Raw genomic sequence first — 16375 nt, forward strand, 5'->3', positions numbered from 1 at the left:
ACGCAATCCCATTCCGGTCTCCCAAGGTGCGGCAGCAGGCTCTGAGGTGGCCCGGTGGTGGGAAAGGCCGGATGCTGTCGAGGGCCGTAGCGTCAGTGTGATTTTTCTTCGGCCGACTGCCAAAGAGGCTGTTCCACCTCCAGGTCTCGATCGCTGGCCTGAGCCGGGCGAGGCTTTCCTTTCTCCCGCGTTGCGGGAAGCGGCCCCAGGGATGAGCAACCGTTACGGGCGGCTCGCGGGAGAAATCGGCCGACAGGGCTTGGCCGACGCCTCGGAACTTGTGGCGTACGTCAACCCTGAGCGGAGTGACTACTTCGCGAGCGTCTTCGAGGTGACATCTCGCATCAGCGGCTTCGGCAATCCCACCCCTGACCGGTTCTTCATCGGCAGCCACCAGTTCGACCGGGAGGCTGCCGATCTCTACATCATCATCCTGCTGATGGCCGGCCTCCCTTGCACCGCACTTGTCCTGGTCGCTGTCCGGAGCAGAGCCGAACTGCGGGATCGTCGGCTGGCACTTCTGGACGCGCTGGGTGCTCCCAACCGCGTTCGTGCTCTTGTACTGGCTGGAGAAGCCCTGGCACCGATCGCAGTTGGCATCCTCAGTGCCAGTGCGGCCGTGTTCGTCCTCTCCTTCATCTCACTGACGCTTCCCTTCACGGGATACCAAGTCTGGTCGCAGGATCTGCGCTCGGCGCTTCCTCAACTCCCTTTGACGGCACTCGTTTCATACATGGCCCTAGTCCTCCTGGCGATTTCCGCGGGGATTCGCAGGACGAGGCGTGTCAGCTCTCGCCCCACGCGCACATCCAGTAGCCATGCACGTTGGTCTTTCGTGCTCTTCGTCTGCGGCATGGCACTGGCCGTCTGGGGTTCCGAGCACCGGGGTGCAAGCGGCCGGACAGGCTTCGTCGTCGGCGCGATTGTGACCCTGATCGCTCTCCCCTACGCAGCCGCCCAACTAGCGAGGCTGCTGGGTCGAGGCATGGCGGCGCGCGGCCTAAAGCGAGGGGACCCGGTACGTCTCGTCGCCGGCCGCTGGCTCGCCGCCCGACCGGCGGCTCTGGCCCGGCTGAGCGCCGCACTTGTCGTCGGACTCGGGGTTGTGATGATCGGACAGGTCTTCACCACGCAATTCACAGGACCCGCCCAGGAAGCCCGTTCGAGATACCAGTCGTCCGACGCCGAGGTCCTGCAGGTTCGTTCCCGCGAGATTCCCGCCACTGCAACAGGATTCGTATCAGCGGTGGGAGAGAGGAACGTCATCCGCTACTCCCCGGAGCCTGGCACTTCCGCCGACCACCCCGAGATACGCCTGACGGGAGACTGCGTCGCCTTGTCAGCACTTGGGACAATGCTGGACTGTCCCTCCTCGCCGCAAGCTGCAGAAGAGGTGTTCACGCAGCTCACTCCGATGGGCCATGAAGTCTTCGAGCGAGGTGAGATGGTGAGCGGACCGATCTCAAGTGTGTGCGCCTGCAAGGCTCCTACGGGGGGAGAAATGTCGTTGTACGGGTTCCTCGTGCGCAATACAGGCGGGGAGAAGGGCGTCAGCGCTGTCGAGCAAGCGGCCTACTCCCACTTGATCGGTCCTATGACGGCCAGGCCAGGCCAGTCGTGGTTTCTCGGCGCGCAGGCACAGGCAGAGCAGACACGGTGGCTGGTCGACGCGGCGCTGCTCGGCCTGATCGCTCTCGCCTGTGCCGGCGCCCTGGGCGCTGCCGGCATCTTTCTGGAGCAGGCTGGAGCCTTGGGGCCGCTGGCCGTCTTCCGCACGGAGCGGAGCTTCTACAGCAAGATTGCCTTCTGGAACCTTTCCGTGCCGCTCGGCGCAGTAGGTGTCATCGGAGCCATCGTCGCCGCTGTGCTTGGTGGCCTGCTGATCAACCTTGGAAAAGGGGGCTGGATGTCGCTTCCCCTCCTCGTCGTCGGGCTGAGCGCAGTTGCCTTGGCAGGGCTCTGCGTTGCGCTTGCCTGCGGCCGTGTGGCCGCCGGCCAAGCTGAAGCATGGCGACCCCAGGGGGACTGATCATCACGATCGGGCGGCACGTCGCCGACCGTCAGCGGCACGACGGCTGTCGTGCCGCCCGCCGCAGCACCGGACGACTGGCCCTACGAACGGACCCGGGCCGTGCCGATGAGAGGGCCACCTGCTCCCACCGGGTGAAGGGCTTGACGCACACGGGCCCGGAGGTTCGCATGAACCTCCGGGCCCTTACGCGTGCGTACGGGGATGGTCAGTCCGACGGCGTCTGACGTCCCTTCGGCCGCCACACCACCAACGCGCTGCTCTGCTGCATCTCCTGGTACGGCACCAGGTCGCGCCGGTACGAGGCGTGGACCGCGGCCTCGCGCTGGCGCATGGTCGCGGCGGCGCCGTCGAGGGCGGCCTCCATCTCGGCGACCCTCGACTGGAGGGCCGCGACCTGGTTCTCCAGCTCGATGATGCGCTTGATGCCGGCCAGATTGATGCCCTCGTCCTGCGACAACTGCTGGACGGTGCGCAGCAGTTCGATGTCACGGGCCGAGTAGCGGCGGCCGCGCCCGGCGGTGCGGTCCGGGGAGACCAGGCCGAGACGGTCGTACTGGCGCAGGGTCTGCGGGTGCAGACCGGACAGCTGGGCGGCCACCGAGATGACGTACACCGGTGTCTCTTCCGTCAGCTGATAGGGGTTTCGACGGCGGCCGTCCATCACCTTCATGCTCCCTTCGCGGCCTGGAACAGCTCCGCCCGCGGATCCTCGCCCGCGGTCGCCTCGCGATACGCCTCCAGGGCGTCACGAGCCTTCCCCGACAGGTCCTTCGGAACACTCACCTCGACGGTGATCAGCAGGTCCCCGCGGGTGCCGTCCTTGCGGAAGGCGCCCTTGCCCCGGGCCCGCATCGTACGGCCGTTGGGGGTGCCCGGAGGCAGTTTCAGGGTGACCGGCGGTCCGCCCAGGGTCGGGACCCGGACCTCACCGCCCAGGGCCGCCTCGGCATAGGTCACCGGGACGGTCACCGTGAGGTTGTCGTCCTTGCGGCCGAACACCGGGTGCGGGTCGACGTGCACGACGACGTACAAGTCACCTGACGGGCCGCCCCGTTCACCGGGCGCGCCCTTGCCCCGCAGCCGGATCCGCTGACCGTCGGAGACGCCCGCCGGGATCCTGACCTGCATGGTCCGGGACGACTTGGCGCGGCCCGACCCCTTGCAAATGTCGCAGGGGTCCTCGGCGATCAGGCCCCGGCCCTTGCAGTCCGGGCACGGGTCGGTCAGGGAGAAGCCGCCGCCCGAGCCCCGCGCGACCTGGCCGGTGCCGACGCACGTCGGGCACACCCGGGGTGTGCCGTTGGCGTCGCCGGTGCCGGAACAGGCCTTGCAGGGCGACTGGGAGGACATCCTGAGCGGGACGGTCGCCCCCTCGATGGCCTCGGTGAAGCTCAGCGTGACCTCGGACTCGATGTCCTGGCCGCGCCGGGGCTGTACCCGCGTGGTGCCGGAGCTGCCCCGGTTGAACAGGCCGCCGAAGACATCGCCGATGCCCCCGCCGAAGCCGCCCGCCTGCCCCCCGCCCTGGGCGCCGCCTCCGAAGAGGTCGCCCAGGTCGAAGTTGAACGAGCCGCCGCCGGCGCCCGGCCCCGGGCGGAACCCGCCGTTGCCGAAGAGGGCGCGGGCCTCGTCGTACTCCTTGCGCTTCTTGGGGTCACCGAGGATGTCGTTGGCCTCGGAGATCTCCTTGAAGCGCTCCTCGGCCTTGACGTTCCCCTTGTTGGCGTCCGGGTGGAACTCGCGGGCGAGCTTCCGGTACGCCTTCTTGATCTCGGCCTCGGTGGCGTCCTTGGGGACGCCGAGGACCTTGTAGTAGTCCTTCTCGATGAAGTCCTTGGTACTCATCCGCGACGTCCCTCCTTCCGCTCGTCCCGCATGCCGCCTGCGTCAGCCCTCGTCCGGGCCACCGCTCTCCTTGTCGTCGGCACCGGAGGCACCCTCGGCCTCCTCTGCCTTCGCGGTCTGCGCACCGGGCTGCGGTTCGGCCACGGCCACCCGCGCGGGGCGGATGGTGCGCTCGCCGATGCGATACCCCGGCTGGAGAATCGCCACGCACGTCGTCTCGGTGACGTCGGGCGCGTAACTGTGCATCAGGGCCTCGTGGATCGTCGGGTCGAAGGGCTCGCCCTCCTTGCCGAACTGCTGCAGGCCCATCTTCGCCGCGACCGTCTCCAGCGACTCGGCGACGGACTTGAAGCCGCCGACGAGTTCGCCGTGCTCCCGCGCCCGGCCGATGTCGTCGAGCACGGGCAGGAGTTCGGTCAGGAGGTTCGCGACGGCGATCTCCTTGACCGTGATCCGGTCGCGCTCGACCCGTCGGCGGTAGTTCTGGTACTCGGCCTGGAGGCGCTGGAGGTCCGTCGTGCGCTCACCGAGCGCCGTACGCACCTGGTCCAGCTGTGCCGTCAGACCGGCCACCTGGGCCGTCGCAGCCGCGTCCCCGGCCGGGGCCGCCCCCTCCTGGGAGGCGGCCTTCGGCTCGGCGTCGTCAGAGCCGGAGGGGACATCAGGCTGCTGCGGCTGAGCCGACTGCGGCTGCTGCTCGTCGAAGCCCGGGGTCTCCTCCGTCACGCGGCACCGTCCTTGCGCTCACGGTCCTCGTCGACGATCTCGGCGTCGACGACGTCGTCGTCGGCCTTGGCGTCACCGGCGCCGGCGCCGGCCTCGCCGCCCGCGGCCTGCGCGGCCTGGGCGTCGGCGTACAGGGCCTGGCCGAGCTTCTGCGAGACGGCGGCGACCTTCTCGGTGGCGGTGCGGATCTCGGCGGTGTCCTCACCCTTGAGGACTTCCTTCAGCTCCGCGACCGCGGCCTCGACCTCGGTCTTGATGTCGCCCGGGACCTTGTCCTCGTTGTCCTTGAGGAACTTCTCGGTCTGGTAGACGAGCTGCTCGCCCTGGTTGCGGCTCTCGGCGGCCTCGCGGCGGGCGTGGTCCTCCTCCGCGTACTTCTCGGCCTCCTGGCGCATCCGGTCGACCTCGTCCTTCGGCAGCGAGGAGCCGCCGGTGACGGTCATCTTCTGCTCCTTGCCCGTGCCCAGGTCCTTCGCGGTCACGTGCATGATGCCGTTGGCGTCGATGTCGAAGGCGACCTCGATCTGCGGGACACCGCGCGGGGCGGGCGGCAGACCGGTCAGCTCGAACATCCCGAGCTTCTTGTTGTACGCCGCGATCTCGCGCTCGCCCTGGTAGACCTGGATCTGCACGGACGGCTGGTTGTCCTCGGCGGTGGTGAAGATCTCGGACCGCTTGGTCGGGATCGTCGTGTTCCGCTCGATGAGCTTGGTCATGATGCCGCCCTTGGTCTCGATACCGAGGGACAGCGGGGTCACGTCGAGGAGCAGGACGTCCTTGACCTCACCCTTGAGGACACCGGCCTGCAGGGCGGCGCCGATGGCGACGACCTCGTCCGGGTTCACGCCCTTGTTGGCCTCGTTGCCGCCGGTCAGCTCCTTGACCAGCTCGGCGACGGCGGGCATACGGGTGGAACCGCCGACGAGAACGACGTGGTCGATCTCGGAGAGGGCGATGCCGGCGTCCTTGATGACGTTGTGGAACGGCGTCTTGCAGCGCTCCAGCAGGTCGGCCGTCAGCTGCTGGAACTGGGCCCGGGTGAGCTTCTCGTCCAGGTGCAGCGGGCCCTCGGCGGAGGCCGTGATGTAGGGCAGGTTGATCGAGGTCTCCGTGGAGGAGGACAGCTCGATCTTCGCCTTCTCGGCGGCCTCGCGCAGACGCTGCAGGGCCATCTTGTCCTTGGCGAGGTCCACGCCGTGGCCGGCACGGAACTGCTGCACCAGGTAGTCGACGACGCGCTGGTCCCAGTCGTCACCACCGAGGTGGTTGTCACCGTTGGTGGCCTTCACCTCGACGACGCCGTCACCGATCTCCAGGAGCGACACGTCGAAGGTGCCGCCGCCGAGGTCGAAGACGAGGATCGTCTGGTCGTCCTTGTCGAGGCCGTAGGCGAGGGCGGCGGCGGTGGGCTCGTTGACGATACGGAGCACGTTCAGCCCCGCGATCTCACCGGCCTCCTTCGTCGCCTGGCGCTCGGAGTCGTTGAAGTACGCCGGGACGGTGATGACCGCGTCCGCGACCTTCTCGCCCAGGTACGCCTCGGCGTCGCGCTTCAGCTTCTGCAGGATGAAGGCGCTCATCTGCTGCGGGTTGAAGTGCTTCCCGTCGAGCTCGATCTTCCAGTCCGTGCCCATGTGACGCTTGACGGACCGGATGGTCCGGTCCACGTTCGTGACCGCCTGGCGCTTGGCGACCTCGCCGACGAGCACCTCACCGTTCTTGGCGAAGGCGACGACGGACGGCGTGGTCCTGGCGCCCTCTGCGTTGGTGATGACGGTGGGCTCGCCGCCTTCAAGAACGCTGACGACGGAGTTAGTCGTGCCCAGGTCGATGCCGACCGCACGTGCCATTTCAATTCCTCCAACAATGACTTGAGTGGAACGGACTCAAGTGTGCACGACGGCTCCCGATGGGTCAACAGAGCTGAGTCGAGGAGGCTCAACTCTTATGTTTTCCTTATACGCAACCACGCCCTGACCTGGGGATACGGGGCCATGACGGCCGACCACACAGCACCGCACCCAGCCCCGCCCCCCAACCCCTACCCCACCCACCCCCGCCGCCCCAGCTCCGCCGCCTCCTGGCGGCCGAGGTGGCTCGGGCGCGAGGAGGGGCCGGGGGCGCGGCCCCCGGGGATGGGCCGGCGGGTGGCGGCGCCCGGAACCCGGTGGACGCCCGTCGGAACCGCCCGCGCACGCCGGGCCGCGGCACCGGCGGCGGCCGGAACAACCCCCGTACCGGCCCCCGTACCGGCCCTGGCCCCGGCCCGCGCACCCCGCGGCGGCCCCACCGGCACGAAGAGCATCCCGAGGACGACCACCCCGGCCGCCCCCGCCACCCACCACGCGGTCCCCGGCTCCGTCCACAGCATGTGGATGGCGAGCCCCACCCCGGCGGACCCCGCCGCGAGCACCCCCAGCACGACGACCACCCCCGGCGGCGTGAGACCGATCCTCCGCAGCCGGTGGGCGAGATGGTCGGGCCCGCCCCGCCACAGCTCCCGCCCCGCCCGCTTCCGCGAGACGAGGACGAGGACCGCGTCGACGGTCGCCACGGCCGTGAGGGCGAAGGGCGCCCCGACACCCGCCCCGTACCCGACGGCGTACACGTGCAGGACGCCCCCCGCGAGCACGAAGCCCACGAAGAGCGCCCCGCAGGTGCCGAGCACGACCCGCGCGGGCGGCCAGTTGTGCATCAGGAACCCGGTGAGCGCGGCCGCCAGCACGCTGAACAGCGTCGCCAGACCGTCCATGACCTCGGCCGCCGCGCACCCGCTCAACGCGAACGCGGTGACGGCCCCGACCACCCCGAGCGCCCCGTCGGACCGCGTCATCCCCTTGAACCCGTGCACGACGAGAGCGATCCAGGCGATCCCGCAGACCCCGCCCAGCACACCCAGTTCGCGGTACGGCACCACCAGCGCGGCGGCGGCGACGACCCCCGCCGCCGCCAGCACCGCCGGAAGCCGCCACACGTCACCGACCAGCCCGAGCAGCCCGAGTCCGGCCCCCACGACGATCAGCCGGCCGGCCTCCTGCCCCAGCGGAGCGACCCCGCTCCACTCCCCCACCCACGCCACGGCCCCCACCCCGGCCATCACGGCGACCCCGCCGAGCACCGGCACCCGGCGTCCGCGCCGCCGCTCCACGATCCCCAGCCGCAGCGCGGGCAGGCGTACGGCCGCCGAGAGCACGGCGGTCAGCAACAGGGCGGAGGCGGCGGCGAGGATTCCGTACAGCACGGATCCACGTTAGGTGCGAATGTCACAATTTCTCACGAATAACACGATCGTTTTGAAACAGCACGCCCACGCCGACCCCGACGCCGCCCCGACCCCGCCCCCGACCCGACCCCGCCCCGACCACCCCCAGCCCCCGGTACCACCCCCCGCGTGACAGACCCGCACTCAGGCAACCCTCAGCGACGCAGATCACCGCCCCCCTGGCTACAGTGCGGCTGGAGAACTGGGTAGTCTCAGACGGACTGCATAAGTTACCGCTTAGTAATGAACTCCCATGATCTCCGAGGAGCCGGGCAGGCACCCCGGAGGAAAACCCTCGCAGGCCCGAGGAGCCCCCAATGCAACTCGCCGCGATCATCGTGTCGCTGGTCCTGACCGTGGTCGGCGTTGCGCTCATCGCCCGAGCCGTGGCGCAGATCTACCGCTTCGTGAAGCTCGGTCAGCCGGTGCCCGCGGGCAGCCGCACGGACGACCCGAAGGCGCGCACGATCACCCTGGTCAAGGAGTTCCTCGGCCACACCCGGATGAACCGGTGGGGGATCGTCGGCTTCGCCCACTGGTTCGTCGCGATCGGCTTCCTGACGCTGCCGCCCACCCTCGCCCAGGCGTACGGCCAGCTGTTCCAGGCCGACTGGACGCTGCCGGTGATCGGCGGCTTCCTGCCATTCGAGATGTACATCGAGTTCATCGGTGTGATGACGATCCTCGGCATCCTGGTGCTGATCGCCATCCGGCTGCTCAACCTGCCCTCCCGGGCCGGCCGCAAGTCGCGTTTCGCGGGCTCCAAGGCCTGGCAGGCGTACTTCGTCGAGTACGTCATCCTCACCATCGGCCTCGCGATCTACACCCTGCGCGGTCTCGAGGGCGCCATCCACCACGTGGACCACTACGAGGCCGGCTACTTCGCCTCGTACCCGCTGGTCGTGGCCTTCCGGGACCTGGACCCGAGCACCCTGCAGAACCTGATCTACCTCACCGCGATGATCAAGATCGGCACCTCGCTGATCTGGATGATCACGGTCTCGCTGAACACCAACATGGGTGTCGCCTGGCACCGCTTCCTCGGCTTCCCGAACATCTGGTTCAAGCGCAACGCCGACGGCGCCACCGCGCTGGGCGGTCTGCAGCCGATGACCTCGGGCGGCAAGCCGATCGACTTCACCGACCCCGGTGACGACGACGTGTTCGGTGTCAGCCAGGTGGAGCAGTTCTCCTGGAAGGGCATCCTCGACTTCTCCACCTGCACCGAGTGCGGCCGCTGCCAGTCGCAGTGCCCGGCCTGGAACACCGGCAAGCCGCTGTCCCCGAAGCTGCTGATCATGTCGCTGCGGGACCACGCGCACGCCAAGGCCCCCTATCTGCTCGCCGGTGGCGGCAAGAGCATGGAGGGCGAGGAGAAGGCGTCCGAGGAGCAGCTCGCCTCAGTGCCCGCCGCGGCCCTGGCCGAGGCCGAGCGCCCGCTGATCGGGACCGTCGAGGAGAACGGCGTCATCGACCCGGACGTCCTGTGGTCCTGCACCACCTGCGGCGCCTGCGTCGAGCAGTGCCCGGTCGACATCGAGCACGTCGACCACATCGTCGACATGCGCCGCTACCAGGTGATGATCGAGTCCGCGTTCCCGTCCGAGGCGGGCACGATGCTCAAGAACCTGGAGAAGAAGGGCAACCCCTGGGGCCTGGCGAAGAAGCAGCGCCTGGAGTGGCTCAAGGAGGTCGAGTTCGAGGTCCCGGTCGTCGGCAAGGACATCGAGGACCTCACCGAGGTCGAGTACCTGTACTGGGTCGGCTGCGCCGGTGCCCTGGAGGACCGCGCCAAGAAGACCACCAAGGCGTTCGCCGAACTGCTCCACATGGCGGGCGTGAAGTTCGCCATCATGGGCGGCGACGAGAAGTGCACCGGCGACTCCGCCCGCCGTCTCGGCAACGAGCCCCTGTTCCAGGAGCTCGGCATGGAGAACGTGGCCGCGCTGAACATGGCCTTCGGCGAGGAGATGGACGACGAGGGCAAGGTCGTGCCCGAGTCGGCGAAGCCCAAGTCGGCCAAGAAGATCGTCGCCACCTGCCCGCACTGCCTCAACACGCTCGGCAACGAGTACCCGCAGCTCGGCGGCGACTACGAGGTCATCCACCACACCCAGCTGCTCCAGCACCTCATCGACGAGGGCAAGCTGATCCCGGTGACCCCGGTCGAGGGCCTGATCACCTACCACGACCCCTGCTACCTGGGCCGGCACAACAAGATCTACACGCCCCCGCGCGAGATCATGTCCGCCGTCCCGGGCCTGCGCCAGCAGGAGATGCACCGCCACAAGGAGCGCGGCTTCTGCTGCGGCGCCGGTGGCGCGCGGATGTGGATGGAGGAGCGGATCGGCAAGCGCATCAACAACGAGCGCGTCGACGAGGCCCTGTCCCTGAACCCGGACATCGTCTCCACCGCCTGCCCGTTCTGCCTCGTCATGCTGACCGACTCGGTCAACGGCAAGAAGAACGACGGCAAGGCCAAGGAGTCCATCACGGTCGTCGACGTCGCCCAGCTGCTGCTGGAGTCCGTCAAGACGCCCGTCCCGGACGAGGACGAGCCGCCGGCGGGCACGGCGGACACGGAGAGCGAGCCGGAGCCGCAGCCGGTCAAGTAGTCCTCCGCGCACGGCAGTCGGTACGGTGCCCCCGGTCCGCTCGGACCGGGGGCACCGCCGCGCCACGGCACGCACGGCTCGGGGGCCCACAGCGCGTGGCCCCGCGCCGCTACCCCTCCTCGGCCGCGAGCAGGGCCTCGACCTCAGGCGGCAGGTCGTCGCCCACGCGGACCATGAGGAACGGCTTCTCGTCCGCCGAGAAGCGGATCGCGATCGCGTCGGCCGGGTCCAGCCCCTTGATCTCGTACGCCTGGTACGCCTGCGGTTCGGCCGAGGGGTCGACCTCGCCGGGTGTGTCCCAGCAGGGCACCGCACGGGCGAGCCCGGCCCTGGCCCCCAGCTCGATCCTCGCGTCGCCCCGGCCGATGTAATCCTCGTTCCGGTACTCCACGACGAGCGCGCACTTCCCCACGGCCTCCTCGCTGTCGCCCGTGTCGTCCCGCGGCTCGTCCCCCTGGGTGCCCTCGCCGTCGCCGCCCCGCGCGTCCTTCCCGAAGATCCGCTCGACCGTCTCCCTCCCGCCTCCGTCCCCGGTCATGCGGACCACGACGTGCACCTCGCCCCCCGGGGAGTCGCGGACCGCGATCGCGTCCTCGGTGTCGACGCCCTTGAGGGCGTAGGCCGTGTAGTCGCCCAGGTCCCCGGGGGCCGCCCGGTCCTCCTCGCCGCCGCCCTGGTCCTCGCAGACCGAGTCCCGTGCGGTGCCCACCTCGGCGCCGAGGGTGTGGCGGACCTTGCCGGCGTCGACGTAGGTCCGGTCGTCGTAGTCGACGGCGAACACGCACGAGGCCGAACTCGTGCCCCCGCTGTCCAGTGCCGCGCACCCGACGGCCAGGGGTGTCATCGCCAGGACGGTCAGGGCGATCCGTGCACGGGTACCGCTCAGCATCTTGTCTCCCACCGGTTCGACGGCTCGTCTGTCGTTGCCTCGCACCGCAGACGCACGAGCGCCGGAGAACGTTCGGAGCCCGCGGCCCGCCCAACCCCCCTGCCTCTCGCCGGAGTTCACGTACAACCCCCTCACCCCCTCGGCGGTCTCCTGTTCGCCGACGTTCCCCCCGGCCCCTGCCGCACCCCAGGTGTACGGGAAGGAACATGCACCCCATCGACGGTGGCGCCCGCTGCCGGACGCCCCGCAAGCCGCAGGAGACCCCGTATGCGCCAGCACCTGCGACTCGCCCTCGCGACGGCCTCCGCCGCCGCGCTCACCGGCGGTCTGCTCACCTTCTCGGCCGCGACGGCCACGGCCGCCGCCCCGGTCGCCCACCCCGTGGCCGACTTCGACGGCGACGGCTTCGGCGACGTCGCGTACTCGGCCGCCGTCGCCACGGTGGACGGCAAGGTCGACGCCGGTCGGATCGTCGCCCTGTACGGCTCGCCGCGCGGGGTGACGGCCGCGGACCGCACCACGATCAGCCAGAACACGCCCGGCATCCCCGACAGCGCCGAGGTCGGCGACGGCTTCGGCTCGGTCAGCGCGTACGGCGACTTCGACGGCGACGGCTTCGACGACCTCGCCGTGTCCGCGTCCACGGAGGACACCGCGGGCGTCCGGGACACCGGCACGGTCACGATCGTCTGGGGCTCACCGCGCGGCCTGTCCGGCGGTACGGCCCTGGCGGACCCGGCACCCTCCCCGCACGGCGGCTGGGGCAAGTCGCTGGCGGCGGGCGACTTCGACGGCGACGGTACGGAGGACCTCGCGGTCGGCACCGCGTCGAGCACGGTCCATGTGTTCGGGGGCGGCATCGCCAGGTCGGGCCGGACCGGCTCGTACCGCACCTTCAAGGCACCCATCAGGAACGAGGAGTTCACGGGCGCGCTCGACCTCGCCGCGGGCGACGTCAACGGCGACCGGCGGGCCGACCTGATCGTCAGCGGCATCGAGCCCCGCGGCGCATGGCGCCACAACGTCAACTTCTACGTGCCCGGCACGCCCACCGGCCCGTCCGTCGCCTCGGCCCGGAGACTGAAGCCCGGCCTCGTCAGCGCCGTCGGCGACATCGACGGTGACGGCTACGGCTACGGCGACATCGTCACCGGCCAGCACTGGGACCCGACCGACGACCCCGACGTGCTCTCCGCGCCCGACTCCGTCCCCGGCGGCAAGGTCAACGTCACCTACGGCTCGGCCACCGGCCCCGTGACGGCCGCGACCACGGAGGTGTCCCAGGACACCGGCCGGGTGCCGGGCACCTCCGAGCGCGGCGACGGCTTCGGTTTCGAGGTCTCGCTCGGCGACATCGACGGCGACGGCTTCCAGGACCTGGTGGTCGGCACGCCCGACGAGGACCTGTCGGGGGTCGCCGAAGCGGGCGCGGTGACGGTCCTCCGCGGTTCGGCCGCCGGTCTGGACACGGACTCCGGCGTCCAGTACTTCACCCAGGCCACGGCCGGGGTCCCCGGCACGAACGAGACGTACGACGGCTTCGGCTCCGAGGTGAAGCTCACGGACGTCACCGGCGACGGCAGGGCGGACCTGACGGTCGGCAGGCCCGGCGAGAACGGCGGCAACGGATCCGTGGTCCAGCTGCTCTCCGACGGCACGAGGATCACCACGGCCGGCGTGCGCACCCTCGCCCCGTCCGCCGTGGGCGTGTCGACCCACGGCTCGCCGAACTTCGGAGGCGGGGCGGCCGACTGACCGTAGGCACGCACCACATTCATCACATGCATCGCACGCGAAAACTTTCTCGAACTCCCGTACAACCCTCCTCCCGCCTCACCGGTCTCTTGTTCGCCAACTTTCACGTGAAGCCCAGGCGAATTCCGGGCGAACACGGACAGAGAGCAACCCATTTGACTGCGGGACGTCTGCCAGGCGTCCCGCATGCGGCAGGAGATTCCCGCATGCACAAGCACCTGCGACTCGCCCTCGCGACGGCCTCGGCGGCCGCGCTGACCGGCGGTCTGCTCACCTTCTCGGCCGCGACGGCGACGGCGGCCGACTCGGTCCACCACCCCGTGGCGGACTTCAACGGCGACGGCTTCGGCGACGTCGCCTACTCGGCGGGCAACGCCACCGTCGGCGGCAAGAGCGGCGCCGGCCAGATCGTCGCCCTGTACGGCTCGGCGAGCGGCGTGACCTCGTCGAAGCGCGCCACCATCAGCCAGAACACCACCGGTGTCCCCGGCAGCGCGGAGAAGAACGACGGCTTCGGCTGGGTCAGCGCCTACGGCGACTACAACGGCGACGGCTTCGACGACCTCGCCGTGTCCGCGCAGGGCGAGGACGTCGACGGCGACACCGACGGCGGCACGGTCCTCATCGTCTGGGGCTCGGCGAAGGGTCTGTCCGGCGCCACCACGGTCAAGGACCCGGCCGCCTCCTCGCACGACGAGTGGGGCACCGCCCTCGCGTCCGGCGACTTCGACGGCGACGGCACGGAGGACCTCGCGGTCGGCTCCTCCTCGAACCGCGTCTACGTCTTCAAGGGCGGCATCGCCAAGTCCGGCACGGCCGGCGGCCGCTACAGCTTCACCACCGACATCCGCTCCGGCGGCAACACCGGCACGCTGGTGATGAGCGCGGGCGACGTCAACGGCGACAAGCGGACCGACCTCGTCGTCAACGGCTACGAGACCGACAGCGACTGGGGCTACAACACCAACTGGTACGTGCCCGGCACCGCCTCCGGCCTCAGCGCGGCCGGAGCCCAGGAGCTGAAGCGCGGCATCATCACCGGCATCGGCGACATCAACGGCGACGGCTTCGGCGACATCGTCACCGGCCAGGACTGGGACCCCTCGAAGGACGGCAGCGAGCCCTCCGTGCCCGAGTCCTCCACCGGCGGCAAGGTGCACATCGCCTACGGCTCCGCCGACGGCCCGGCCACCACGGTCGCGGTGACGCAGAACACCGGCAACGTGCCCGGCTCCTCCGAGCGCGGCGACTGGTTCGGCAGCGAGCTGTCCCTCGGCGACATCAACGGCGACGGCAGGACCGACCTGGTGGCCGGGGCCCCCGGCGAGAACCTCGGCGGGGTCGTCGACGCGGGCGCCCTGACGATCCTGTACGGCGCGGAGTCCGGCCTGAACACCACGTCCGGCTACCAGTACTTCGCTCAGTCCACGGCCGGTGTCCCCGGCTCGGACGAGACCGAGGACCACTTCGGCAGCGACGTGAAGCTCACCGACGTCAACGGCGACGGCAAGGCGGACCTCACGGCCGGCGCGTACGGCGAGAACGACTACAACGGCTCGCTGCTGTACCTGCCCTCCAACGGCACGAAGATCACCACCACCGGCTCCCGCTCCCTCGCCCCGTCCGCGGTCGGCGTCTCCACGGCCGGCCAGCCGGTCTTCGGCGCGAACGCGGCCAACTGACGCACCGGTCCGCAGGTCAGGGCCCGCATCCGGCAAGGGTGCGGGCCCTGCCCGCGAAGGGCGCGCCCCGCCCGCCACGGCCCTCCTCCCTCCTGGAGTCCCCATGCGCACTCGCCCCTTCCTCCTGGCCGCAGCCCTCCTCGCCTCCGGACTGACGCCGCTCGCCCTGGCCGCGCCCGCGGGCGCGGCGGTCGCCAAGTTCACGGACGACTACAACGGCGACGGCTACCGCGACCTCGCGGTGGGCGCGCCGGGCACCGATGTCGACGGCGCTTCGTCGGCCGGCGCGGTGATCGTGCTCTACGGCTCGAAGTCGGGCGTCTCGGCAGCGAACCGGAGCGTGATCACCCAGAACACCGGCGGAGTCGCCGGTACGGCCGAGCGGCAGGACTCCTTCGGCGCCAGCCTCGCCTCCGCCGACTTCGACAAGGACGGGTACGCGGACCTCGCCGTCGGCGCGACCGGCGAGGGCGTCGGCGTCGACACGTACGTGGGCCAGGTGACCATCCTGTGGGGCGGCAGGAAGGGTCTGTCCAGCGGCACCGCGCTGCCCCAGCCCTCCGACATCGCCGCCGAGCAGGGGTACGGCCACGGCCTCGCGGCGGCCGACTTCAACGGCGACGGCTCACCCGACCTCACCGTCACCGGCCTGCGGCAGACCCGGCTCTACAACGGCCCGTTCAAGAAGAGCACCGGCGCCTCGGCGAGCGCGAGCTACGTCCGTACCGTCGGATCCACGCGCGACGTCGGCGCGGGCGACCTCACCGGGGACAGGGCCGCCGAGCGGGTCTACACCGAGTTCACGGCCGCCGACCCCGGCGGCCGGGTCAGGTACCACACGTACAAGGGCGGGAAGACCACCGTCGTCGCCATGCCGAAGGCCGAGGGCGACAGCCGCGTCACGGTCGGCGACATCAACGGCGACGGCTACGGCGACCTCGTCCTCGCCAACCCGGAGGACCCGGCGCTCCAGGAGGGCACCGGCCATCTGGGCGGCCAGGTGGAGATCTGGTACGGCGGCAAGGGCGGCCCGGACCTCACGCAGACCCCCACGGTCGTCAACCAGGACACCCCCGGCGTGCCGGGCACGGGCGAGGAGAGCGACTTCTTCGGCGGCTCGCTCTCCGTCGGCGACATCAACGGCGACCGGTACGCCGACCTCGCGGTCGGCGCGCGGTACGAGGGCGTGGGCGACACGCCGTTCGCCGGCTCGGTCACCGTCCTGTACGGCTCGGCCGCCGGTCTGACCACCAAGGGCGCCCGGTCCTACCACCAGGCCACCGCGGGTGTCCCCGGCACCCCCGAGACCCAGGACGGCTTCGGCGGCGCCGTCCGCCTGATCGACCTGAACCGCGACGGCAGGGCCGAACTGGTCGTCGCGGCCCCCGGCGAGAACACCCGGGGCGCCCTCCTGGTCCTCAAGGGCACGGCCTCCGGCCCGACCACCGAGGGCGCCAGGAGCATCACGGCGGCGAACGTCGGGCTCAAGGAGACCGCGTACAGCTTCGGCGCGCAGCTCGCCCAGTGACGCCGCCCGTCCGCCCCCCTCTTCTCCACTTCGCTCGAAGG

Annotated in this window: 11 protein-coding genes; 5 read left to right on the forward strand and 6 right to left on the reverse strand. The window is 70.4% G+C overall.

Translation table 11 applies throughout. The annotated features are described in order from the left end of the window. The first annotated feature begins 211 nt into the window (after positions 1-211). Positions 212-2029, forward strand: a complete 1818-nt coding sequence (locus PYR72_RS22835; RefSeq protein WP_275457036.1) for a hypothetical protein — start codon at positions 212-214, stop codon at positions 2027-2029. Positions 2030-2237: 208 nt separating this feature from the next. Here the strand turns inward: PYR72_RS22835 and PYR72_RS22840 are convergent, their stop codons facing one another. From PYR72_RS22840 to PYR72_RS22860, 5 genes are all read right to left on the reverse strand, one after another. Continuing rightward, positions 2238-2693, reverse strand: coding sequence for a helix-turn-helix domain-containing protein (locus PYR72_RS22840; RefSeq protein WP_275460492.1), 456 nt, complete (start codon positions 2691-2693; stop codon positions 2238-2240). A gap of 5 nt (positions 2694-2698) precedes the next feature. Then, positions 2699-3877 (reverse strand): molecular chaperone DnaJ, encoded by a 1179-nt coding sequence (gene dnaJ, locus PYR72_RS22845; protein WP_275457037.1) that lies wholly within the window; start codon positions 3875-3877, stop codon positions 2699-2701. A 42-nt stretch (positions 3878-3919) separates the two neighbouring features. Continuing rightward, entirely contained in the window at positions 3920-4603 is a 684-nt protein-coding gene (grpE, locus tag PYR72_RS22850) for a nucleotide exchange factor GrpE (RefSeq protein ID WP_013001938.1), read from the reverse strand. Then, complete coding sequence (gene dnaK / locus PYR72_RS22855; RefSeq protein WP_005483619.1) at positions 4600-6453, reverse strand: molecular chaperone DnaK; 1854 nt, start codon at positions 6451-6453, stop codon at positions 4600-4602. Before dnaK ends, grpE begins: the two co-directional genes overlap by 4 nt. 191 nt (positions 6454-6644) lie before the next feature. After that, positions 6645-7844: an MraY family glycosyltransferase gene (locus PYR72_RS22860; RefSeq protein ID WP_275457038.1), complete on the reverse strand. Its 1200-nt coding sequence runs from the start codon at positions 7842-7844 to the stop codon at positions 6645-6647. A gap of 338 nt (positions 7845-8182) precedes the next feature. Here PYR72_RS22860 and PYR72_RS22865 point away from each other — a divergent pair, with 338 nt between their 5' ends. Beyond that, positions 8183-10480: a (Fe-S)-binding protein gene (locus tag PYR72_RS22865; protein WP_275457039.1), complete on the forward strand. Its 2298-nt coding sequence runs from the start codon at positions 8183-8185 to the stop codon at positions 10478-10480. A 109-nt stretch (positions 10481-10589) separates the two neighbouring features. Here PYR72_RS22865 and PYR72_RS22870 read toward each other — a convergent pair whose 3' ends face one another. Beyond that, positions 10590-11369 (reverse strand): DUF6281 family protein, encoded by a 780-nt coding sequence (locus PYR72_RS22870; RefSeq protein ID WP_275457040.1) that lies wholly within the window; start codon positions 11367-11369, stop codon positions 10590-10592. 267 nt (positions 11370-11636) lie between these two features. On the opposite strand from PYR72_RS22870, the gene PYR72_RS22875 reads away from it, so the two are divergent. From PYR72_RS22875 to PYR72_RS22885, 3 genes are all read left to right on the forward strand, one after another. Next, positions 11637-13124: an FG-GAP and VCBS repeat-containing protein gene (locus PYR72_RS22875; protein ID WP_275457041.1), complete on the forward strand. Its 1488-nt coding sequence runs from the start codon at positions 11637-11639 to the stop codon at positions 13122-13124. A gap of 206 nt (positions 13125-13330) precedes the next feature. Next, positions 13331-14806 carry an FG-GAP and VCBS repeat-containing protein gene (locus PYR72_RS22880; RefSeq protein ID WP_275457042.1) on the forward strand — a complete coding sequence of 492 codons (1476 nt, stop codon included), beginning with the start codon at positions 13331-13333 and terminating at the stop codon, positions 14804-14806. Between the two features lie 103 nt (positions 14807-14909). Beyond that, positions 14910-16334, forward strand: a complete 1425-nt coding sequence (locus PYR72_RS22885; protein WP_275457043.1) for an FG-GAP-like repeat-containing protein — start codon at positions 14910-14912, stop codon at positions 16332-16334. Positions 16335-16375: the final 41 nt, after the last annotated feature.

Source organism: Streptomyces sp. VNUA24, assembly GCF_029167005.1.
Taxonomy (GTDB): domain Bacteria; phylum Actinomycetota; class Actinomycetes; order Streptomycetales; family Streptomycetaceae; genus Streptomyces; species Streptomyces scabiei.

Bases quoted from the DNA above. Each gene is read 5' to 3' on its own strand.
- PYR72_RS22835 (WP_275457036.1), top strand. From the start codon at position 212: ATGAGCAACCGTTACGGGCGGCTCGCGGGAGAAATCGGCCGACAGGGC.
- PYR72_RS22840 (WP_275460492.1), bottom strand. From the start codon at position 2,693: ATGGACGGCCGCCGTCGAAACCCCTATCAGCTGACGGAAGAGACACCG.
- dnaJ (WP_275457037.1), bottom strand. From the start codon at position 3,877: ATGAGTACCAAGGACTTCATCGAGAAGGACTACTACAAGGTCCTCGGC.
- dnaK (WP_005483619.1), bottom strand. From the start codon at position 6,453: ATGGCACGTGCGGTCGGCATCGACCTGGGCACGACTAACTCCGTCGTC.
- PYR72_RS22865 (WP_275457039.1), top strand. From the start codon at position 8,183: ATGCAACTCGCCGCGATCATCGTGTCGCTGGTCCTGACCGTGGTCGGC.
- PYR72_RS22870 (WP_275457040.1), bottom strand. From the start codon at position 11,369: ATGCTGAGCGGTACCCGTGCACGGATCGCCCTGACCGTCCTGGCGATG.
- PYR72_RS22875 (WP_275457041.1), top strand. From the start codon at position 11,637: ATGCGCCAGCACCTGCGACTCGCCCTCGCGACGGCCTCCGCCGCCGCG.
- PYR72_RS22880 (WP_275457042.1), top strand. From the start codon at position 13,331: ATGCACAAGCACCTGCGACTCGCCCTCGCGACGGCCTCGGCGGCCGCG.
- PYR72_RS22885 (WP_275457043.1), top strand. From the start codon at position 14,910: ATGCGCACTCGCCCCTTCCTCCTGGCCGCAGCCCTCCTCGCCTCCGGA.